This window comes from Alkalidesulfovibrio alkalitolerans DSM 16529, from assembly GCF_000422245.1.
GTDB classification, from domain to species: domain Bacteria; phylum Desulfobacterota; class Desulfovibrionia; order Desulfovibrionales; family Desulfovibrionaceae; genus Alkalidesulfovibrio; species Alkalidesulfovibrio alkalitolerans.
Window position 1 is genome coordinate 46,342 of the sequence record NZ_ATHI01000002.1, and the last position, 21,385, is coordinate 67,726.

Here is a 21,385-nt window from a genome sequence, read left to right on the forward strand (position 1 = left end):
ATACCATGAAAGACATGTGGGGTTGACAGATGATCTTCAGCATGTATGATAACACGCCTCCATAGACAACGAATCAAATCGCGAAACACAGGGAGACGAATGAGCAGCATTGTCGTCGAAAACCTATTCAAGATCTTCGGCTCGAATCCGGAACGAGCCTTTCCGCTCCTGGAACAAGGAGTGGACAAACAGGAAATCCTCGAAAAGACTGGCCTGGGCGTGGGTGTCAACAACGCCTCCTTCGAGGTCAAGAAGGGCGAGATCGTGGTCGTCATGGGGCTTTCGGGCTCCGGCAAGTCCACGCTCGTCCGCTGCCTGAACCGCCTCATCGAGCCCACCCGCGGCCGCGTGCTCATCGACGGCCGCGACGTGACCGCGCTTTCTCCCGACGAACTGCGCAACCTCAGGCTCGAAAAGCTCGGCATGGTCTTCCAGAACTTCGCCCTCTTCCCGCACCGCACCGTGGCCGAGAACGCCGCCTACGGCCTCGAAGTCAAGGGCGAGGACCCGGCCTCGCGTCGTGAAAAGGCGATCGAAGCCCTGGCAAAGGTCGGTCTCGCGGGCTGGGAGGACTCCTACCCCTCGCAACTTTCCGGAGGCATGCAGCAGCGCGTGGGCTTGGCCCGCGCCCTGGCCCTGGATCCGGAGATCCTGCTCATGGACGAGGCATTTTCCGCGCTCGATCCGCTCATCCGCCGCGACATGCAGGACGAACTGCTCTCGCTGCAGGAGGAGATGAGAAAGACCATCGTCTTCATCAGTCACGACCTCGACGAGGCACTCAAGCTCGGCGACCGCATCGTGCTCATGAAAGACGGGGCCATCGTGCAGATAGGCACTCCCGAAGACATCCTGACCAACCCGGCCGACGACTACGTCTCGCGCTTCGTGGCCGAGGTGGACATCACCAAGGTGCTCGTGGCGGAGAGCGTGATGCGCAAACCGGCCGCGGTAGCCTACCTGGAGCACGACGGGCCTCGGGCGGCTCTTCGCAAGATGAAGAAGGAGAGCATCTCCAGCCTCTTCGTGCTCGACGCGGACCACCGCCTCACAGGCATCGTTTCAGCCGAGGATTGCGTACGCCAGATCGAGGCGGGAGAGCGCGATCTTTCCGCCATCATGCGCACGGACCTGACCACCGCGAGCCCGGACACGCCCGCCCAGGAACTGATCCAGATCATGCACGATCTGCCCTATCCCCTTGCAGTGACCAACCAGAAAGGCCGCATCGTGGGCGTCATCGTTCGCGGCGCACTGCTCGGAGCCATCGCCGAGCGGGGGAGGAATGCGGATGATTCCTAGAATTCCCATTGGAAGCACCATCGAAGGCTTCATCAATTTTCTGGTGGACAACTTCTCCTGGCTGACCAAGGGCTTCTCCGCGATCATGGATACGGGGCTTTCCGCCCTGGAAGGCGGTCTTCTGTATCTGCCGCCGTGGCTGTTCATCATCCTGGCCACTGCCCTGGCCTTCAGGCTGACCCGGAAATCCGGCGTCGCGGCCTTCACTCTTTTGGGCCTTGGTCTGATCTGGAACATGGGCCTTTGGGCGGCCACGGTCTCAACCATCGCCCTGGTGCTCATTTCCACGCTCACGGCCATCGCCCTTGGCATTCCCCTGGGCATCCTGGCGGCGGTCAGCACGCCTATCAGGCGCGTGGTCATGCCCGTGCTCGACGTGATGCAGACCATGCCGGCCTTCGTCTATCTGATCCCGGCCATCCCCTTCTTCGGCCTGGGCAAGGTCGCGGCGGTCTTTGCCACCGTGGTCTTCTCCATGCCGCCTTCCATCCGCCTGACCTGCCTGGGCATCCAGCAGGTGCCGCGCGAACTCAAGGAATGCGCCGATGCCTTCGGGTCCACCCGCTGGCAGCGGCTGGTCAAGCTCGAACTGCCCCTGTCCACGCCCACGATCATGGCGGGCGTGAACCAGACGGTCATGCTGGCCCTGTCCATGGTGGTCATCGCGGCCATGATCGGCGCCAAGGGCCTGGGTGGCGAAGTCTGGCGGGCCATCCAGCGCCTGCAGATGGGCGCAGGCTTCGAGGCGGGCATCGGCATCGTCATCGTGGCCATCATCCTCGACCGCGTTTTGCAGCGCTTCGGCGAAAAGAAACAACAGTAACCCTAACCGGGAGGTTCACATGCGTATGAAAAAACTCCTTACCGTGATGTTCACACTTGCCCTTTGTCTTGGGCTGACCATGCCCGCCATGGCTAAGAAGGTCCGGCTAGCCTATGTCGAATGGGACTGCGCCGCCACCAGCACCGCCGTGGCCCAAGCCGTGCTCCAGGAAAAAATGGGCTACGAGGTCGAGATCCTGCCCGTTGCAGCCGCCGCCATGTGGCAGGCCGTGGGCACCGGCGACGTGGACGGCATGGTCACAGCCTGGCTGCCCGTGACCCACGCCGACTACCTCAAGTCCGTGGAGAACCGGGTCGAAAACCTCGGCCCCATCGTGGGCGGCGCCAAGCTCGGCTGGGCCGTGCCCAAGTACGTGACCATCTCCTCCCTGGACGAGGTCAACGCCAACGCCGACAAGTTCGGCGGCCGGATCATCGGCATCGACCCCGGCGCGGGCCTGATGCGCCTCTCCGAGGACGCCGTGAAGGAATACGGCATGAACAAGATGGAGCTCATGGAAGGCAGCGGCGCGACCATGACTGCCGCGCTGGGCGACGCCATCCGCAACAACCGCTGGGTGGTGGTCACTGCCTGGTCGCCCCACTGGATGTTCGGCAAGTGGGACCTGAAGTACCTCGACGACCCCAAGGGCGTGCTCGGCGACGAGGAGCACATCGCGACCATCGTGCGCAAGGGCCTGAAGGACGACATGCCCGAGGTCTACGCCTTCCTCGACCGCTTCCACTGGGAAAACCCGGAGCAGTTGCAGATGGTCATGGCCTGGAACGAGGAGCCCGGCTCCGACCGCTACGCCAACGCCAAGAGGTTCATCGACGAGAACCCCGAGTTGGTGAAGCAGTGGCTGGGCCAGTAACCCGCCCCGTTCACACTTTGGGTTAGACAAAGAGGCCGCCTCTCACGGGGCGGCCTCTTTGCTTGTCACCAAACTCAGGCCGCGTGCAGGTAGTGCGCGCCTTCGAGATAGCCGCGCGCCGCGAGGTGCGCCGCGATCTCGCCGCGCGCGCCGCGGCTGGCCACGTAGGTCAACAGAAACGGCCCGGCTCCGGGCGCGGGCAGCATGTCGGGCGCGATCACCCGCACCCCGCCCGGCCGCTGCCCGATCTTCCTCGGGTCGATGTCCACGTACGCGCTCACCCGCGCGCCCAGGGCAGCCAGCAGTTCCGCCCGCTTGCGCGAGACGCGGCCAGCGCCCCAGACAACGACCTCGGGCCAGGAGGCGGCGTTTGCGCGCAGCCAGGCCGCGAGATGTTCGCTCTTGAGCGCATAGAAGGCGTCCACCCCGTAGTTCTCGTGGGTGCGCGAAAGGCGGTTTGGCGGGTCGTTCCAAACGAGCAGTTCGTCCGGATGCTTGGCGAAGCGGACCCCGGCCGCGAAGAGCCGCAGCCACAATTCGTAGTCCTCGGGAAAGCGGCCCGCCGCATATCCACCGTAACGCGCGAGGACGTCGCGGCGCAGCATGGCCGAAGGGTGCGCCAGGGGCGATTCCACGAAGCGCGAGAGCGCCATCTCCTCGTGGCCGAGCAGCCCGTTGATCCACTCCACATAGGCGGCGTAACCCGCGCAGGCGTTCTCGCAGCCGCCAAAACGCACCCGGCACGAGGCCACGCCGAGCAACGGGTCGTCCGTAAACATCCGCGCCTGCCGCGCAAGGCGCTCGGGCAGACAGAGGTCGTCGGCGTCCATGCGCGCGACGAGTTCGCCCCGGCAGACTCCGAGCCCGGCGTTCAAGGCGGCCACGATGCCGCCGTGCGGAGCGAAGACGGGCCGGATGCGCGTATCGCGCGCGGCGAAAGCCCGCAGCACCTCGGCCGTGGCGTCCGTGGAGCCGTCGTCCACGGCCACGACCTCGAAGTCGCCGAGGGTCTGGGCCAGGATGCTTTCGAGCGCGGCCGCAAGCGTCGCCGCCGCGTTGAAGCAGGGCATGAGGACGGAAACGAGGGGCGATCTTTTCATATGCGGGAAAGCCGGACGGTTCTGGCCGCCCGGCTCTCAAGCCGTGATGCTACCGCGCAATCCCGTTCAGCCGTTCGAGCACCTGGTAAAGCCCCTGTGTGCCCAGGTTCTCCAGCCCCATGGCCTGCGCGGCCACGTAGAACTGGTTGGCCAGGGCCAGACCCGGCAGGGCCAGGTTCATGGCCTTGGCCTCGGCCAGGGCGATACCCATGTCCTTGACGAAGTGCTTGATGAAGAAGCCGGGGTTGAAGTCGCCCTTGGCGATGCGGCGGCCCAGGTTGTTGATGGACCACGATCCGGCCGCGCCGCTGCCGATGACGTCGATGACCGCGTCCAGGTCCATGCCCGCGCGCTGCGCGTAGAGCAGCGACTCCACCACGCCGATCATGGTGCCCGCGATCAGGATCTGGTTGCACATCTTGGTGTGCTGGCCCGCACCAGGCCCGCCCATGAGGCGCACGTTCCTGCCCATTGTTTCGAGAAGCGGCCTGACGCGCTCAAAGGCTTCGGCCTCGCCGCCGACCATGATCGCGAGCGTGGCCTCGCGCGCGCCCAGATCACCGCCCGAAACGGGCGCGTCCAGGGCCGCGATGCCGCGCGCCTTGGCCGCCTCGTAGACGCGCACCGCAAGCGAGGGCTCGGAGGTGGTCATGTCCACGACCACGCTGCCGGGCTTGGCGTGGGCCAAAACCCCGTCCTCGCCGAGCAGCACCTGCTCCACGTCGCAGGGAAAGCCCACGATGGAAAAGATCACGTCGCTCTCGGCCGCGACCTCGGCCGGGGTCTTGCAGACCACCGCGCCCTTTCCGGCCAGCGGCGCGCACTTTTCGGCCGTGCGGTTGTAGACCCGCGCGGCGCAGCCCGCTTCCATCAGATGCCCGCACATGGAGCGCCCCATCACGCCCACGCCGATCCAGCCTATCTTCATGCCTTTCATGCGTATTCCTCCCGGTTGATCGCTCTGGGAAAAGCTACCAGCTTTGCCCCGCAGCGTCACCCTGCGCGCCGCTCCTTATCCCCAGGGCCGGGCAGCGCAGACGTTGTGTCTTGCGCCGGGGCCGCGCACCCTGTTACTATAACGACACCGCGCCACGACAACGGGAACAAAGCCCACCATGAACGACGATTCCACCGAAGACCGCGAGCCGCGCCGCCCGACAGGGCTGGACGCCCTGTGCCTCTCCTTCTCCACGCTTGGCTTCATCGGCCGCGTGGGCAAAGCCCCCGGCACGGCCGGATCGCTTGCCGCCGTGCTGCTCGCACCCGTCCTCTTCCTGCATCTGGACCTTTATGGCCGCCTGCTCGCGCTGGCCGCGCTCTTCGTGCTGGGCGGACTGGCGGCGAGCCGCGCCGAGGCGGTCCTCGGCCGCAAAGACCCTTCCGTGGTGGTCATCGACGAAGTGCTCGGCCAATGGCTGACCTTCCTGCCCTTCTTCCTGTTGCCGACCTGGCAATTGATCGCGGGCTTCGTCTTGTTCCGCGTCTTCGACATCGCCAAGCCCTGGCCCATCCGGCGTTCCGAGAACTGGCTGCCCGGCGGCTTCGGGATCATGCTCGACGACGTTCTGGCCGGAATCTACGCCATGGCGGCGCTGGCGCTCATACGTCTGGCCGCGTAGGCCCCCGTGCCCGGATCGCGCGGCTTGCCGCGAACGGGCGATGGGAGTAGACAAAGCGATTACGCTCGCAAGGGACAAGGAGGAGCCATGGCGGTCATCATGGGCACGGCCGGACACATCGATCACGGCAAGACATCGCTCGTGCGCGCGCTCACGGGCATCGACTGCGACCGGCTGGCCGAGGAGAAGCGACGTGGCATCACCATCGAACTCGGCTTCGCCTATCTCGACCTGCCCGATGGGCAGCGCGTGGGCGTGGTGGACGTTCCGGGCCACGAGCGCTTCGTGAAGAACATGGTCGCGGGCGCGGCCGGGATAGATTTCGTGATGCTGGTCATCGCGGCGGACGAGGGCGTAATGCCACAGACCCGCGAGCACCTGGAGATATGCTCCCTGCTCGGCACCGCCACCGGCCTCGTGGCCCTGACCAAGATCGACGCCGTGGACGAGGAGTGGCGCGAACTGGTCAGCGAGGACGTGCGCGAGTTTCTACGCGGCACCTTCCTCGAAGGCGCGCCCCTGGTCCCGGTCTCCTCGGTGAACGGCGAGGGCGTCGCCCGGCTGCGCCAGGAGATCATGGACATCGTCAAGGCCCACAAGGCCCGGCGGCGCTCCGATCTCACGCGGCTGCCCGTGGACCGCGTCTTTACCATGAAGGGCTACGGCACGGTCATCACCGGCACCCTGACGTCCGGGGCAGTGGACGTGGGCGACGATCTGGTCGTCTATCCCACTGGCATCCCGGTGAAGGTCCGCTCCCTGCAATCGCACGGGGCGAGCGTGCAGCGCGTGGAGGCGGGCCGCCGCACGGCCGTGAACGTCTCCGGCGCGGAGGTCGAGGACATCTCGCGCGGCGACGTTTTGGCCCCGCAGGGCGCGCTCTTCCCTTCCCAGGTCTGGGACGCGCGCGTCACGCTCCTGTCGTCCATGCAAAAGCCCTTCAAGCACCGAAAGCAGGTTCATTTCCACCACGGCAGCCGCGAGGTCATGGCCAGGGTTTATCTTTTGGACCGAGACGAACTGGCCCCGGGCGAGAGCGCCCCGGCCCAGATCCGCTTCGAGGAGCCCCTGACCGGAGTTTTCGGCGACCATTTCGTGATGCGCTCGCACTCGCCGCTCCGGACCATCGGCGGCGGCGTGGTGCTCGGCCCCTACCAGCGCAAGTTCAAGCGCCGTTCGGTGCAGGCTGCGCGGCTGTCCTCCCTGCCCCAGGCCACGCCCGAGGAACTGACCCTCTTCCAACTCGAAATGGCGGGTACTGCGGGCCTCTCCTTCGCCCGGCTGCTCGTGGCCACGAATCTGGAGAGTAAAACGCTGGAAAAGGTGCTCTCCGACCTCGGAGGGCGACAGCAGGCGCTGATGTTCGACCGCGAGGAGCGGGCCTACGTGGCCGGAAGCGTCGTGGACGAACTTCGGCGCGGCATCCTGGACCACCTGGCCGCATTTCACCGCCGCGAGCCGCTGCGCCAGGGGCTCACGCGGGGCGAACTGGCCTCGGGATTCTCCAAGACCCTGCCGCAAAAGCTCGTACACTTCTTGGTGGAACGGCTCGTGCGCAAAAACGAGATCGTCCAAGAGCAGGAAATCCTGCGCCTGCCTGGCCACAAGGTCTCGCTGGCCTCGGACCAGGCCAAGGCGCGCGAGGCCGTGATGGCGGCCTACGTAAAGGGAGGCATCACGCCGCCCAACCTGAAGGACGTGCTCGACCCCCTGGGCCTGGACGCCAAGGCCGCGGCCTCCCTGTTCAAGATGCTCGTGGAGCAGGGAGAACTGGTCAAGGTCAAGGAGGACATGTTCTTCGCCGCCGGGGCCGTCGAGTCGCTCGTGGCCCGCATCACCGAGTGGTTCGCCACGAACGACGACCTCACGCCAGCCTCGCTGCGCGACCTGACGGGCCTTTCGCGCAAGTACGCGATCCCGGTTCTGGAGTGGCTGGACAAGGAGAAGATCACCGTCCGCGTGGGCGACAAGCGCCTTCTGCGCAAACGGTGAGGCGCTGAAGTTCTACGGCTTCATTCTCGAACGACGCAAGGCGAACCGCATCGAGACGTCCATGAAACGAATTACGCTCCTTATCTGCAGCGTGCTTTTCCTCGCCCTACCCGCCGCACGGGGCCATTGCGCCGAAGTGCGTCTCGTGGTGGACGAATGGCCGCCCTTCGTCTCGAAGGACCTGCCCGGCCACGGCTTCGCGGCCGAGATCGTCACCGAGGCCTTCGCGGCCGCCGGAATTTCGGCGCATATCGAGTTCATGCCCTGGAAGCGCTGTGAGGCGACGGTGCGAAACGGCGAAGCCTTTGCCTCGTTCCCCTACGCCAGGACCGGCGAACGCGCCAAGGTCTTCGATTTCTCAGACACCTTCCTGGTTCTTCAGGACAAGTTCTTCTTTCTCGAAGAGCGCTTTCCCGGATTCGAATTCCAAACCCTTGACGACCTGCGCCCCATGCTCATCGGCGGGGCCATCGGCTACCACTACGAGGCCAGGCTCGCGGAGGCGGGCCTGCATGTGGAATACGCCAGCACCTCCCTGGCCTCGTTCAGGAAGCTGCTGGCGGGACGGGTGGACGTGGTACTGGAGGAAGAGATGGCGGGACGGGCCATCGTGGCCGAACTCCTGCCCGGCCGGGAAGACATGGTCGCCGTGGCCGGACAACCCTTCAGCGTGAACGAGAACTGCCTGCTCGTCTCCAAGACCTACCCGGATGCCGATGCAACGATGCGCGCCTTCAACCGGGGGCTTCGGATCATCAAGGCCGATGGTCGCTACGAATCCATCCTGCGCAAGCACGGCCTCGCCCCGTAAGCGGGGCGGCATCCCGCGAAAACGAAAAAGCCCCGTTCTTCCGAACGGGGCACATCTTCGTGTGGGGCGAACGATGGGGCTTGAACCCACGACCCCAAGGGCCACAACCTTGTGCTCTGCCAACTGAGCTACGTCCGCCACAAAGAGGAACAGTCAGATATACAGCCCTGGCTTCTTTGTCAAGGGAGAGCGACGGCCAGGATCACGTCGCGGCCAAAAGCCGTGCGAAAACTTCCGGATCGGTCGCGGGTTCCTCGCAATGCCGCTTGGCGCGGCAGACGTATGCCGTGGCCCTGCCGTCCTGCATGGCCCGGCCCCGCGCCAGGGGGCACAGTTCCTCGGCTGGCTTGGGATCGTCCGCGTCGCGGAAGACAAAGGTGGCCTCGGGCGCGTAGACCTGCCGCGCGACATCGAGCAACAGCCGCGTGTCCTCGGCGTCCCGCCTCCCCGTGACGATCACGTCCGCGCCGCCCTCGCCCAGGAAAAGTCCGCACAAGAGCATGGTGAAGGCCTCGGGATGCGCCGCGCCCTTGCTTCCGGCGTGGGCCAGCAGACGGTCGGCCGCCGCGTCGAAATCCTCGTGCCCGGTCACGCGGGCGAGCTTTCGCAGCACGATCAGGGCCATGGAATTGCCCGAGGGCAGGGCCGCATCGTGGATGTCTTTTTGACGCACAGGCAGATCGCCTCCCGTGGCGGTCATGAAGAAGCCGCCATGCTCGCGGTCCTCGAAGTCGTCGAGCATGATCCGGGCGAGCGAGACGGCGTGCCCAAGCCACGTCGCGTCGGCCAGGGTCTCGGAAAGCTCGATCAGGCCGTGGGCCAGAAAGGCGTAGTCCGCGAGCAGACCGGGCACGGCGGCCTGGCCGTCGCGCCAGCGGTGCATGAGCCGCCCGTCGGGCATGCGCATGTGCGCGAGGATGAACCGCGCCGCCCTTTCCGCCTCCTGGGCGAAGGAGGGCTCCACCGCCCTGCCCGCGCGGGCCATGGCCGCGATGGCAAGCCCGTTCCAGTCGGCCAGCACCTTGTCGTCCAAGGCGGGTCGCACGCGCCGCGCGCGCGCCGCGAACAGGCGCTCGCGCAGGCCCTCAAGGCGCTCCAAAAGCTCGTCCTCGTCCATGCCAAGCGCCCCGGCCATGGCCTCCGGGCTCATGGAAAAATGCAGGACGTTCGCGCCGGTACGCTCGCGCGTGGCCTCGTCCTCGAAATTTCCCTGGGCTTCGACGCCGAAGACGCCTGCCGCGAAGGCCGCGTCCGGGCCGAGCACGGCCTGAAGCTCGTCCTTGCTCCAGACGTAGAAACGGCCCTCCTCGCCCTCGCTGTCCGCATCCTCGGCCGAATGAAACGCCCCGCCCTCGTCGCGCAGGTCGCGCAGCAGGTACTCCCCGATCTCGCGCGCCGTGCGCGCGAACAAGGGCTCGCCCGTGACGTCATACGCCTCGGAGTAAGCCATGAGCAGCATGGCCTGGTCGTAGAGCATCTTCTCGAAGTGGGGCAAAAGCCAGCGCTCGTCCGTGGAGTAGCGGTGGAAGCCGAAGCCCGCGTGGTCCCAGATGCCGCCCAGGCGCATGGCCGTGAGGGTCTTTTCGACCATCTGGAGAATATGCGCCTCGCCCGTGCGGCGGTGCTGACGCAACAGGAACAATAGTTGATGCGGGGTGGGGAACTTGGGTGCCTCGCCGAAGCCGCCGTGCTCGGAATCGAAGCGCGCGGCCAGCCTCTTGGCGGCCAAATCCCGCGCCTCGGGGCCGAAAGCTCCGTGCGTCATGGCCCGTTCAAGGTCGTGCATGTGGCGCACGATCTGTTCGGCCGCGTTCTCGGCCTTGTCGCGCTCCTCGCGCCAGACCTGGGAGATGCGCGGCACGAGATCGAGCATGCCCAGTCGGCCGGGCATGCTCTGGCGCGGGATATAGGTGGCCGCGAAGAAGGGCTTGCCCTGCGGCGTCAGCAAAACGTTCAGCGGCCAGCCGCCGCCTCCGGTGAGCATCTGGCAGGCGGTCATGAACTGCGCGTCCACGTCGGGCCGCTCCTCGCGGTCCACCTTCACGCAGACGAAAGCCTCGTTCATGAGCCGGGCCACGTCCTCGTCCTCGAAGCACTCGCGCTCCATGACGTGGCACCAGTGGCAGGTGGCGTAGCCGCTGGAGACGAAGAGCGGCACGTCGCGCTCGCGCGCGGCCGCGAAGGCCTCCTCGCCCCACGGATACCAGTCCACGGGGTTGTGGGCGTGCTGCAGGAGATATGGGCTCTTCTCGGTGACGAGGCGGTTTTCGTGGCGCGTCATGATCCCTCCGATCGTTCGATCATGGACCAGATGCGGCCGTGAAAGTCAAACGCGGTTTTCTAGGCCCCGTCCTCGGGGTAGGCGGCGGCGATTTCGGCCTTGAGCGCGGCCATGGTCCCGGCCTCGATGGCCGTACGGGCGCGGGCCGTGAGGTCGAGAAAATAGCGGAGGTTGTGGATGGTGTTCAGACGGAAGGAGAGGATCTCCTTGGCCACGTAGAGATGCCGCAGGTAGGCGCGCGAGAAGGTGCGGCAGGTGTAGCAGGAGCAGGCCGGGTCGAGCGGCGAGTCGTCCTCGCGAAACTCGGCCCGCTTGATGTTCACCTTGCCCTGGCTCGTGTAGAGCGTGCCGTTGCGGGCGTTTCGCGTGGGCAGCACGCAGTCGAACATGTCGATGCCGTTCTCGATGCCCGTGACGATGTCCAGCGGCGTGCCCACGCCCATCAGGTAGCGCGGCGCATTCTCGGGCAGCCTCGGCCCCATGTGGGCCAGGATGCGGTACATGTCGGCCTTCTTCTCGCCCACGGACAGGCCGCCGAGCGCGTAGCCCTCGAAGCCGATCCCGGCGAGCTGCGCAAGGCTCTCCTCACGCAGGTCCTCATAGATGCCGCCCTGCACGATGCCGAAGAGATGCTGCTCGCCCGCCCCGGCCGGATAGGCCTCGCGGCAGCGCCTGGCCCAGCGCGTGGTGAGCCCGAGCGAGCGGGCCACGTAGTCGCGATCCGACCCGCCCGGCGGGCACTCGTCCAGGACCATCATCACGTCCGAGCCCAGGTTGCGCTGGATGGAGACGACCTTCTCGGGCGTGAAGAGATGGCGCGAGCCGTCCAAGTGCGAGCGGAACTCCACGCCCTCCTCGCCCAGGCGGCGCAACTCGTTCAGGCTGAAGACCTGAAAGCCGCCCGAATCCGTGAGGATGGGCCCGTCCCAGCGCATGAAGCGGTGCAGTCCGCCGCGCCGGGCGACCAGTTCGTCGCCGGGACGAAGATACAGATGATAGGTGTTGCCCAGAATGATCTGCGCGCCCACGTCCTTCAGGTCGGCCGGGCACACGGCCTTGACCGAGCCCACCGTGCCCACGGGCATGAACACGGGCGTCTCGACCGTGCCGTGCGCGGTGGAAAGGCGTCCGCGCCTGGCGTGACCGTCGCGGGCGAGGATGGTGAAGATGTTCTGGCGTTCCATGGGCGTTTGGTGTGGCCCGGATACGCAAAGGCGGGCGCGCTGTAAAGCCTCAGGCGTCCCGAAGTTCGCGCTCGCGGACCGTCAAGTCCTCAAGGAGCGCCTGCCCGGCCAGCCGTTTGACCTTTTGCGCCCGCTCACGCGTCCATTTGCGGTAAAGCTTGTGGGCGTTGCCAGCAAGCCTGCCTTGGGCGTCGCCGGAAAGGCCCGTGGAACGAACGTGATTCACGGCCAGGTGCCCCTGAAACACGGCGGTCTTGCCGTTTTCCAGCAATTCGAGGTCGTGATCCAGATCGTCGAGTTGCGAGGGCGAAAAGCGCAGACCGAAACCTGGGCCGCTCACCGCCGTTTCGGTACGAAAAAGATGGAAACAGCCCGTCACCGAGGCGGCCGGACGCAAATAGTCGTACTGTCCGAAGTCCATCTCGTTTCGGCCGGGCTCCAGGAGGCGCATCGTGGCGAAGCCCTCGGGCAGGTCGAAGGCGGCGGGCGACCGGCCGGGCGGCACGAGTTGGATGTCCGCGTGCTGCACGCGCTCGGGCCGCTGCACGTCCACGATCTTGCAGCCGTAGGCCCCTGCTTCGGGATAGCGCGCCACCGCGGCCCCGAAATATTCGGCAAAGCCGGTCGGCGGCAGGGCGTCGTCGTCGATGAAGGCCACGAAATCGTATCCGGCCAGTTCCGGCAGGGAGAGCAACCAGTTGCGCGCCGCCGGAGCGCCGATGTTCACGGGCAGCCGGATGTGCCCGGCCATGTTCTCGCCGAGCCGTTCGGCAAAAGCCGCGATCACGTCCGGGGTCTGGTCCGTGCTGCCGTTGTCGAGCACGAAGAGCCGCATGTCCCGCGACAGTTCCGGGGCCAGCGTCTCAAGCGTGGCATGCAAAAGCTCGGCCTTGTTCCACGTGTAGCACAAGAGCAGCGTCCGGCCGGGGATCGGGCGGCGCTCATCGGCCCAGCCCGAGGCCAGATCGTGCGCCAGCAGCAGATTCGTCGTCAACCAGGGTCTGAGAGCGAGGGCCTCGCGGTGCAGGGCCACGGCCTCGGCCTTCCTGCCGAGTCTGGCCAGGCATGCGGCCCGTCGGCCAAGAAGATGGGTCGAGCCGTTCCAGCCCACGGCTTCGTACGCCCTGAGCGCGGCCTGGGGATCGCCGGCCTGGAACCGGCAGTCCGCCAGCATGAGCGTGCGCACGCCGATCTCGTCACCCCCCTGCTTCTCCAGCAGGGCGCGGCCGCGCTCCCACTGGCCGCTACGCCTGGCAAGCCTGACCAGCGCCCCGCTCAGAAACGGGTCGTCAAAGGCGGCCGAAGCCTGCAACTCCACGGCGTCGAAGGCCTCCTCGTAGCGCCGCGCCCGTGCCAGTCCGCTCACGGCCCGGGCCAGCGGGCCGTTGCAGCCGGGCGCGCGCAGCATGTTCACGAGAGCGTGGCGGGTCGGGTCCAAAAAGGGATATCTGGCCTGCGTGGCCGCAAGAAAATCAAGGGTTCGCCTTTCCAATGGATCGGCCTCGAAGGCGGCCATCACCATGTCCAGGCCAAGGTCGAGCAGATCGCGCGAGTCGGGCTCGGTAGCCGCAAGCTGCACGCAACGCATGCCCGTGCCTGCCAGATGCGCGGAACCGTGGCTCGCGGCCGCAAGACGCAGGCGGATGGTTTCAGGCAGGGCGCGCAAGATTTCGACGGTGTTCACGCTACTGCTCGCGGCTCATGCGGCGAAGGCCCCAATGCCCCTTGGGGATCGGCAGGCAGATGCCGGGCGCGGGTACGTCGGCGCACAGCAGGAGTTCGCCCGTACGCTGGTTGAAATAGATACGGTCCAAAAACATGGCCAAGGCGCGCGCGGGCGTGAAACGCGCGGACTCGCCGTGCATATGGCGCTCGATCAAGGCGCGGCCTGCGGCGCGTACGATGGACAGCGCCTCGGCGGAGATGGAGATGTCCTGATAATCGAGTTTGTGCAGGTCGGTGCGGGCGATATCCTCGGGAATGGCCCGCGTTTCGGCCTCGGTGACGGGCGACGGAATCATGACGCTCCTCCTGGGTTCCCCGCCGTATCGAGCAACACCCGTGCCAGAAGCGCAAAAGCCGCGCGCATCGCCGATTCCTCGTCTTCGCCCCTTGTTCGCACGTCGGTTTTTCCGTAGTGTCGCGCATCGAGAGGTCATCTTCAATGCTTCACACCGTGCTCACCAACGTGCTCGTCTATCTGGTCTTCGTGCCCGTCACCGCCCTGCTTTCGCTGCTGGCGGTCGTGGCCCCCTCGCTGTGCGACCGCATCCACATGATATGGGGCCGCATCGCACTCTTCTGCGCCGGAGTCAGAGTCGAGACCGACCTGTCCGTGCTCACGCCCGGCAAGACCTACGTTTTCATGCCCAACCACCAGAGCCAGCTCGACATCCTTCTCCTGCTGGCCCTTCTGCACGCCCACAGGGTGCGCTTCGTGGCCAAGCAGGAACTCTTTTCCATCCCGCTTCTGGGCTGGGCCATGGGCCGCGTGGGCCACGTGCCCATCGACCGGGGCAACTCCGTGAGCGCCATGAAGAGCCTGGACCGCGCGGCCAAGCAGGCCCAGGGCGGCATCTCCATCATCGTCTTCCCTGAAGGGACGCGCGCGGGCGAGGAGCCTGAGGAACTGATGGACTTCAAGATCGGCGGCATGATCCTGGCGCTCAAGACCGGTCTGCCCGTGGTCCCGCTGGTCATCACCGGCACGGCCCGCGTCCTGCGCAAGAAGAGTGTCTGGCTCAGACCGGGCGTGGTCAAAGTCAGAGCGCTGCCGCCCCTCGAGACTGCCGGGCGCTACACGCTCAAGCAGCGCGAGGCATTTCGCGACGACCTCTACCGCCTCATGAACGGGGCCTACCGGGAGCTGCGCAATGGCTGAAAACGGCGTGACCCTCTACCCCCTGGGCGGCCTTGGCGAGATCGGCATGAACTGCATGCTGCTCAAGAGCGGCCAGGACATGATCATGATCGACTGCGGACTCATGTTCCCCGAGGAATACCTCTTCGGCGTGGATGTGGTCATCCCCCGTTTCGACTTCGTGCTTGCCAACAAGGACAAGCTCAGGGCCATCATCCTCACGCACGGCCACGAGGACCACATCGGGGCGCTGCCCTGGCTCATGCCCTTTGTCAACGCCCCGCTCTTCGGATCGCGCTTCACCCTCGCCCTGGTGGAAAGCAAGCTGCGCGAGCACGACCTGGACCGCTACGTCGAATTCAAGCCCGTCGCGGCGGGCGACCGGCTGATCTTCGGCGAGCTCGCCTGCACCTTCGTCCCGGTCTGCCACTCCATCATCGAGGGTTTCGGCCTGTGCATCGAAAGCCCGGCCGGGCGCATCGTGCACACCGGCGACTTCAAGCTCGACCGTCATCCCATGCACGGCCAGCATACCGACCTCGACGCCTTCCGCGCCTTCTCCGACCCCGGCGTCACGCTCATGCTCTCGGATTCGACCAACGTGGAGCAGGAAGGCCGCGCGCTCACAGAGCGCGAAATCGAGCACACCTTCGACTCCATCTTCGCCGAGACCGAGGGGCGCATCCTCGTGACGCTCTTTTCCAGCCACATCCAGCGCATGCAGGAGATATTCGACCTCGCGGCCAAACACGGCCGCAAGGTGGCGGCCAGCGGCAAGAGCCTGTGGCGCAACATAGACATCGCCCGCGAACTCGGCCACCTGCACGTCGAGCCGGGCGTGTACGTGCACCTCGACGACGTCTCCCGCTTCCCGGACAGCGAGATGGTCATCCTGCTCACGGGCTCGCAGGGCGAGCCGCTCTCGGCGTTGTCCAGGCTGGCCATGGGTGAACATCGCCAGATAAGAATCCACGAGGGCGACCTGGTGATCATGAGTTCGCGCTTCATCCCCGGCAACCAGCGCGCAATCACCAAGGTCATCAACCGCCTCTACAAGCTCGGGGCCGAGGTGCTCTACGAACGGGTGGCCGGCATCCACGCCTCGGGCCACGCGTACGCGGCCGAACTCTCCCAGATGCTCGACGCGGTGCGGCCGCGCTTCTTCATCCCGGTGCACGGCGAATACCGCCACTTGGTCAAACACAAGCGTTTGGCCGAAATGCGCGGCGTGATGCCCGAACGCGCCCTGATCGTCGAGGACGGCCAGCCCGTGACCTTCTTCCCCGACGGCACGATCCGCCTGGAGGAGAAGATTCTCGTGGAGTCCATCTACGTGGACGGCAAGGGCGTGGGCGACGTGGGCCACACTGTGCTCAAGGAGCGCCAACTCCTGGGCGGCGAGGGCCTGGTCATCGTGAACCTGGTTATCGACGAGGCCACGGGCGAGATCACGCTCGGGCCCGACATTCTCTCCAAGGGCTTCATTTTCGAGCAAACCTACGCCCACTACCTGGAAGACGCCAAGTGCATCGTGCTCGACATCTACGAGAACGTGCCCCCGCACCAGATCGAGAAGCTCAAGGAACGCATTCGCTCCTCGCTCAGGCGTTTCTTCCGCAAGGTGCTGGACCGCGACCCCGTGGTCGTGCCGGTGGTCATCTCCATCTGAAGGCCGCATTGGACAGGGCCATGCACGGCTGGTAGTGTCGGGCCGAAACGACAACCCCAAACCCTTCCGAGGTCCGGCCCATGCGCATCCTCCGCGTCCAATACCGGGGCAGGATATTCTACGCCGCGCTCCATGACGACCACGTCATCTGCCTGAACAAGGAACTCGGCTTTCCCGATCCCATCCCCCTGCGCGAGGTGGGCGTGATGCCCACGGTCATGCCCAGCAAGATCGTCTGCGCGGCCGTGAACTACCGCGCCCACGGCGAGGAGTTGGGCCACGACCTGCCCGAGGAGCCGCGCCTGTTCCTCAAGCCGCCCTCCTCGGTCATCGCCTCGGGCCAGGCGATCGTCCTGCCGCCGGATTCCGAGCGCGTGGACCACGAAGGCGAACTGGCAGTGGTCATCGGCCGCACGGCCAGAAACCTCCGCGAATCCGAGGTCGATGCCTACGTCTTCGGCTATACCTGTGCCAACGACGTCACGGCCCGCGACCTGCAGCGGCGCGACGGACTGTTCGGCCGCGCCAAGGGATTTGACACATTCTGCCCCATCGGGCCCTGGATCGAGACTGAGGTACCCGACCCGGACAACCTGGCCATACGCACCGTGGTCAACGACACCGTACGCCAGTCCTCGTCCACGGCGGCCATGATCTTCCCCGTGCGCACGCTCGTCAGCTTCGTCTCGCGCGTCATGACCCTGAATCCCGGCGACGTCATCCTGACCGGCACGCCCGAGGGCGTGGGGCCACTTCGCGACGGCGACGAGGTGCGCGTGGAAATCGAGGGCGTGGGCATGCTCATCAACCCCGTCACCGCCTCGGCCCAGACCGATGCTGCCTTCGAGGCCGGGGTCCAGTAGCATCGCGAAGAAGTATCACCCGGCTCCCGAAAAAATTCCGCTGACGGACAGGTCGCGAGTCACCGTCTGATAGACGCGCAAACAGCTCCCAAGGCCTTCGCGCGCAGGACTCCAGCCTGATTTCGCGCAGTTCGCTCCGCTGTCTCGGACAGCGCTACCTGGAACAGCCTGCCGGGGTTGCCTTCTCCGGTGGATTTGTTTAGATACTCCGGTTCACCAACGACACACACCCCCGCACGATCCACGGGTCGTCCGCGCGAAGGCGCGTGGGCGCTTGCAAGCGGAGGTGGAGGACAAACCCAAGGAGATCCACGATGGCTTACGTGACCATGAAGCAAATGCTGGAGACCGGCGTCCACTTCGGACACCAGACCCGGCGCTGGAACCCCAAGATGCGCCCGTTCATCTACGGCGCGCGCAACGGTATCCACATCATCGACTTGCAGCAGACCGTCAAGCTGTTCCAGAAGGCCCACGACTTCCTCGTCGAGACCGTGGCCAAGGGCGGAGAGGTGATTTTCGTCGGCACCAAGCGCCAGGCCCAGGAGGCCGTGCGCAACGAGGCCGGCCGCGTGGGCCAGCCCTTCATCACCAACCGCTGGCTGGGCGGCACGCTGACCAACTACCAGACCATCAGAAAGAGCATCGAGCGCCTGAAGAAGCTGGAGGCCATGGTGGAGGACGGCTCCATCAACCGTTACGGCAAAAAGGAAGTCTCCATGCTCATGCGTGAGATGAAGAAGCTGCAGGCCAACCTGGGCGGCATCAAGAATATGGACAACCTGCCCAAGGCCGCCTTCATCATCGATCCCAAGCGCGAGGAGATCGCGGTCCAGGAATGCCGCAAACTGGGCATCCCCATCGTGGCCGTGGTCGACACCAACTGCGATCCCGACTGCATCGACTTCGTAATCCCGGGCAACGACGACGCCATCCGCGCCATCAAGCTCTTCGTTTCGCACATGGCCGACGCCTGCATGGAAGGCGCCGCCAAGCGCGATGACGACGAAGCCGTCCCGGCCGGGAAGGCTCCGGCCGCCGAGGCCGCCCCGGCTCCCGAAGCCGCCGCCGAGACCGTCGAAGAAACCACCGCCGACAAGGAGTAATCCATGAGCATTTCCGCCTCCCAGGTGAAGATCCTGCGCGACAAGACCGGCGCGGGCATGATGGACTGCAAGAAAGCCCTGGCCGAATGCGCCGGCGACGAAGAGAAGGCCATCGCCTGGCTTCGCGAGAAAGGCATCGCCAAGGCCGCCAAGCGCGCCGGCCGCGCCGCCACCGAGGGCATCATCGGCTCCTACATCCACTCCAACGGCAAGATCGGTGTCATCGTCGAGGTCAAGTGCGAGACCGACTTCGTGGCCCGCTCCGAAAAGTTTCAGGAGTTCGCCAAGAACGTGGCCATGCAGATCGCCGCAGCCGCGCCCATCTGCCTCTCCGCCGACCAGGTTCCCGGGGAACTGCTGGCCAAGGAGAAGGAGATTTTCAAGAACCAGGCCATGGCCGAGGGCAAGCCCGAGAACATCGCCGAGAAGATCGTCGAGGGTCGCATCAAGAAATTCTACAAGGAAGTCTGCCTCCTGGAGCAGCCCTTCATCAAGGACGACAAGCTGACCATCCAGGACTTGCTCAACGAGTTGGTCGCCGTCCTGGGAGAAAACATCCAGATCGGCCGGTTCAGCCGAATGGCTCTGGGTGAAGACCAGCAGGACGACGCCGCCGAATAGATCGACGAAGCGGGCCGAAAGGCCCGCTTTTTTTGCGCTCGCGCGCGCCAGCCGCCGTTGCCCTGGCGCGCGCGCTGGTGTACATTTGAAAACCCTCACGCCGCCGGGGCTCCCCCGGTCGCAAAGCCCAAGGATCGACTAATGACCAAACTCCGCTACCAGCGCGTCCTGCTCAAGCTTTCCGGCGAAGCCCTCGCGGGCGACCAGAAGTTCGGCATCAACCCCGAAACACTCGACGTCATCGGCCGCGAGATCGTCGAGGTCTCGCGCATGGGGCTGCAACTGGTCCTGGTCATCGGCGGCGGCAACATCTTTCGGGGCGTTTCCGAGTCCGCCAAGGGCATGGACCGCGCCTCGGCCGACTACATGGGCATGCTGGCCACGGTCATGAACGCGCTCGCTGTGCAAGACGCCCTGGAAAAGCTCGGCGTGGAAACGCGCGTGCTCTCGGCCATCGCCATGCGCGAAGTCTGCGAGCCCTACATCCGCCGCCGCGCCGTGCGCCACCTGGAACACGGCCGCGTGGTCATCTGCGCCGCGGGCACGGGAAACCCCTATTTCACCACCGACACCGCCGCCACGCTGCGCGCGGCCGAGCTCAAGTGTCAGGCCATCCTCAAGGCCACCAAGGTGGACGGCGTCTATGACAAGGACCCCATGAAGCACGACGATGCCGTGATGTTCACGACCATTCCCTACATGGAGACTCTCGAACGCCGCCTGAAGGTCATGGATTCCACGGCCATATCCCTGGCCATGGACAACGACCTGCCGATCATCGTATTCAACCTCTTCACCCCCGGAAACATCAAGCGGGTCGTCTCCGGCGACGACATCGGGACAACTGTTCAAGGAGGGTAGCTCATGCAAGCCGTGCTCAAAGACTGCGACGGGAAGATGAAGAAGACCGTGGAGAACCTGAAACGCGAGTTTGGGAAACTGCGCACGGGACGCGCCTCCACGGCCCTGGTCGAAAGCCTCAAGGTGGACTACTACGGCACCCCCACCCCCTTGCCGCAGATAGCCTCCATCGCCGTGCCGGATTCGCGCACCATCACCATTCAGCCCTGGGACCGCAACGCCTTCTCGATCATCGACAAGGCCATCCAGACCTCGGACCTGGGGCTTAGCGCCGTCAACGACGGCAAGCTCTTGCGCATCAACATCCCGCCCCTCACCGAGGAGCGACGCAAGGACCTGGTCAAGATCGCCAAGAAATACACCGAGGAGACCAAGGTCGCCGTCCGCAACATCCGCCGCGACGGCAACGAGTCGCTGAAGAAGCTCGAAAAGGACAAGGAGATCAGCCAGGACGATCTCAAGCGCGGTCAGGACGAGATGCAGAAGCTGACCGACAACGCCATCAAACTCGCCGAACAGGTCTTCGCGGAAAAAGAAAAAGAGATCATGGAGATCTAGCCCCCGTGGCGCGGCCTGCGCTCAGTCGCGGGCCGCGCCGGGCAAGACGCCGACATGCGGACTTCCTCCCCAAACCACGACGCCCGGAACAGCCCTGCGCCAGCCACTGTCTCCCCGGACAAACTCCCGGCGCACGTGGCGATCATCATGGACGGCAACGGCCGCTGGGCCAAGGCCCGTGGCCTGCCGCGCAGCGAAGGACACCGCGCGGGCACCGAGGCCGCCAAGGCCATCGTCACCCGCTGCCGCGAGCGCGGCGTGCGCCACCTCACGCTCTACACCTTCTCCTCGGAAAACTGGGCCCGGCCCAAGGACGAAATAGGCTTCCTCTTCAAGCTCCTGGCCGATTTCATGACCCGCGAACTGCCGAGCCTCATGGAACAGTCCATCCGGCTCGTCATCCTCGGCGAGATCGCCGACCTGCCCTTCGCCACGCGCAAGGTGCTCGAACATGCCGTGAAGAAGACCGCCAGGAACACGGCCATGACCCTGAACCTGGCCCTGAACTACGGCAGCCGCGCCGAGATCGTGCGCGCCGTGCGCCGCATCGTCGAGGACGGGCTTCCCGCCTCCGTGGTCAGCGAAGAGGCCATTGCCGAGCGCCTCTACACCGTGGGCCAGCCCGACCCCGACCTCGTGATCCGCACCTCGGGCGAGCTGCGCCTCTCCAACTACCTGCTCTTCCAGTGCGCCTACAGCGAGTTCCTTTTCACCGAAACGCTGTGGCCCGACTTCTCCCCGGACGAATTCGACCGCGCCCTGGCCGACTACGCCAGCCGTTGCCGTCGCTTCGGCAAGGTCGGCGAAGACTGAGAGGAAAGACGCGGGAGAGGGAGGCGGGGAAACTCTTGCAAGAGTTTC

At 65.6% G+C, this 21,385-nt stretch carries 20 protein-coding genes and 1 tRNA gene; 14 read left to right on the forward strand and 7 right to left on the reverse strand.

Translation table 11 applies throughout. From position 1 onward, the window contains the following. Positions 1-99 precede the first annotated feature (99 nt). The 3 genes from DSAT_RS01190 to DSAT_RS01200 are packed head-to-tail and all read left to right on the forward strand — an operon-like array spanning position 100 to position 2,999. On the forward strand, positions 100-1,302 hold the full coding sequence (locus DSAT_RS01190) for a quaternary amine ABC transporter ATP-binding protein (protein WP_020885749.1): 1,203 nt from the start codon (positions 100-102) through the stop codon (positions 1,300-1,302). Then, on the forward strand, positions 1,292-2,125 hold the full coding sequence (locus tag DSAT_RS01195) for an ABC transporter permease (protein WP_020885750.1): 834 nt from the start codon (positions 1,292-1,294) through the stop codon (positions 2,123-2,125). The genes DSAT_RS01190 and DSAT_RS01195 overlap by 11 nt, the downstream gene beginning before the upstream one ends. A gap of 19 nt (positions 2,126-2,144) precedes the next feature. Continuing rightward, on the forward strand, positions 2,145-2,999 hold the full coding sequence (locus tag DSAT_RS01200) for a glycine betaine ABC transporter substrate-binding protein (protein WP_020885751.1): 855 nt from the start codon (positions 2,145-2,147) through the stop codon (positions 2,997-2,999). Positions 3,000-3,073: 74 nt separating this feature from the next. On the opposite strand, the gene DSAT_RS01205 is transcribed toward DSAT_RS01200, so the two are convergent. Beyond that, positions 3,074-4,099 carry a glycosyltransferase family 2 protein gene (locus DSAT_RS01205; RefSeq protein ID WP_040370510.1) on the reverse strand — a complete coding sequence of 342 codons (1,026 nt, stop codon included), beginning with the start codon at positions 4,097-4,099 and terminating at the stop codon, positions 3,074-3,076. A gap of 49 nt (positions 4,100-4,148) precedes the next feature. Further along, positions 4,149-5,090 carry an NAD(P)-dependent oxidoreductase gene (locus DSAT_RS01210; RefSeq protein WP_268870145.1) on the reverse strand — a complete coding sequence of 314 codons (942 nt, stop codon included), beginning with the start codon at positions 5,088-5,090 and terminating at the stop codon, positions 4,149-4,151. 124 nt (positions 5,091-5,214) lie between these two features. On the opposite strand from DSAT_RS01210, the gene DSAT_RS01215 reads away from it, so the two are divergent. The 3 genes from DSAT_RS01215 to DSAT_RS01225 all read left to right on the forward strand — a co-directional run bounded on the left by DSAT_RS01215 (position 5,215) and on the right by DSAT_RS01225 (position 8,521). Next, complete coding sequence (locus DSAT_RS01215) at positions 5,215-5,718, forward strand: phosphatidylglycerophosphatase A family protein (protein ID WP_020885754.1); 504 nt, start codon at positions 5,215-5,217, stop codon at positions 5,716-5,718. A gap of 87 nt (positions 5,719-5,805) precedes the next feature. Continuing rightward, positions 5,806-7,710: a selenocysteine-specific translation elongation factor gene (gene selB / locus DSAT_RS01220; protein ID WP_020885755.1), complete on the forward strand. Its 1,905-nt coding sequence runs from the start codon at positions 5,806-5,808 to the stop codon at positions 7,708-7,710. Between the two features lie 61 nt (positions 7,711-7,771). Next, a complete protein-coding gene (locus DSAT_RS01225; RefSeq protein ID WP_020885756.1) occupies positions 7,772-8,521 on the forward strand; it encodes a substrate-binding periplasmic protein in 750 nt (249 codons plus the stop codon). A gap of 62 nt (positions 8,522-8,583) precedes the next feature. On the opposite strand, the gene DSAT_RS01230 is transcribed toward DSAT_RS01225, so the two are convergent. From DSAT_RS01230 to DSAT_RS01250, 5 genes are all read right to left on the reverse strand, one after another. Then, a tRNA-His gene (locus DSAT_RS01230) sits at positions 8,584-8,659 on the reverse strand. Positions 8,660-8,723: 64 nt separating this feature from the next. Further along, positions 8,724-10,802 (reverse strand): thioredoxin domain-containing protein, encoded by a 2,079-nt coding sequence (locus DSAT_RS01235; protein WP_020885757.1) that lies wholly within the window; start codon positions 10,800-10,802, stop codon positions 8,724-8,726. A gap of 59 nt (positions 10,803-10,861) precedes the next feature. Then, positions 10,862-11,986 (reverse strand): tRNA guanosine(34) transglycosylase Tgt, encoded by a 1,125-nt coding sequence (tgt, locus tag DSAT_RS01240; RefSeq protein ID WP_020885758.1) that lies wholly within the window; start codon positions 11,984-11,986, stop codon positions 10,862-10,864. A gap of 49 nt (positions 11,987-12,035) precedes the next feature. Next, positions 12,036-13,670 carry a glycosyltransferase family A protein gene (locus tag DSAT_RS14685; protein ID WP_020885759.1) on the reverse strand — a complete coding sequence of 545 codons (1,635 nt, stop codon included), beginning with the start codon at positions 13,668-13,670 and terminating at the stop codon, positions 12,036-12,038. A gap of 1 nt (position 13,671) precedes the next feature. After that, positions 13,672-14,007 carry a hypothetical protein gene (locus tag DSAT_RS01250; protein WP_020885760.1) on the reverse strand — a complete coding sequence of 112 codons (336 nt, stop codon included), beginning with the start codon at positions 14,005-14,007 and terminating at the stop codon, positions 13,672-13,674. Between the two features lie 143 nt (positions 14,008-14,150). Between DSAT_RS01250 and DSAT_RS01255 the strand changes: the two genes are divergently transcribed. From DSAT_RS01255 to uppS, 8 genes are all read left to right on the forward strand, one after another. Then, positions 14,151-14,867 carry a lysophospholipid acyltransferase family protein gene (locus DSAT_RS01255; RefSeq protein ID WP_020885761.1) on the forward strand — a complete coding sequence of 239 codons (717 nt, stop codon included), beginning with the start codon at positions 14,151-14,153 and terminating at the stop codon, positions 14,865-14,867. Beyond that, positions 14,860-16,515, forward strand: a complete 1,656-nt coding sequence (locus tag DSAT_RS01260) for a ribonuclease J (protein ID WP_020885762.1) — start codon at positions 14,860-14,862, stop codon at positions 16,513-16,515. Before DSAT_RS01255 ends, DSAT_RS01260 begins: the two co-directional genes overlap by 8 nt. 80 nt (positions 16,516-16,595) lie before the next feature. After that, positions 16,596-17,378: a fumarylacetoacetate hydrolase family protein gene (locus tag DSAT_RS01265; protein ID WP_020885763.1), complete on the forward strand. Its 783-nt coding sequence runs from the start codon at positions 16,596-16,598 to the stop codon at positions 17,376-17,378. Between the two features lie 314 nt (positions 17,379-17,692). After that, on the forward strand, positions 17,693-18,484 hold the full coding sequence (gene rpsB / locus DSAT_RS01270; RefSeq protein ID WP_020885764.1) for a 30S ribosomal protein S2: 792 nt from the start codon (positions 17,693-17,695) through the stop codon (positions 18,482-18,484). A 3-nt stretch (positions 18,485-18,487) separates the two neighbouring features. Continuing rightward, positions 18,488-19,105, forward strand: coding sequence for a translation elongation factor Ts (gene tsf / locus DSAT_RS01275; protein WP_020885765.1), 618 nt, complete (start codon positions 18,488-18,490; stop codon positions 19,103-19,105). Between the two features lie 141 nt (positions 19,106-19,246). Beyond that, positions 19,247-19,966 carry a UMP kinase gene (gene pyrH / locus DSAT_RS01280; protein ID WP_020885766.1) on the forward strand — a complete coding sequence of 240 codons (720 nt, stop codon included), beginning with the start codon at positions 19,247-19,249 and terminating at the stop codon, positions 19,964-19,966. Between the two features lie 3 nt (positions 19,967-19,969). After that, the gene (gene frr / locus DSAT_RS01285) at positions 19,970-20,524 is read left to right on the forward strand and encodes a ribosome recycling factor (protein ID WP_020885767.1); all 555 of its coding nucleotides are present in this window, start codon (positions 19,970-19,972) and stop codon (positions 20,522-20,524) included. 54 nt (positions 20,525-20,578) lie between these two features. Further along, positions 20,579-21,337 (forward strand): undecaprenyl pyrophosphate synthase, encoded by a 759-nt coding sequence (gene uppS, locus DSAT_RS01290; RefSeq protein WP_020885768.1) that lies wholly within the window; start codon positions 20,579-20,581, stop codon positions 21,335-21,337. The last annotated feature ends 48 nt before the right edge of the window (positions 21,338-21,385 follow it).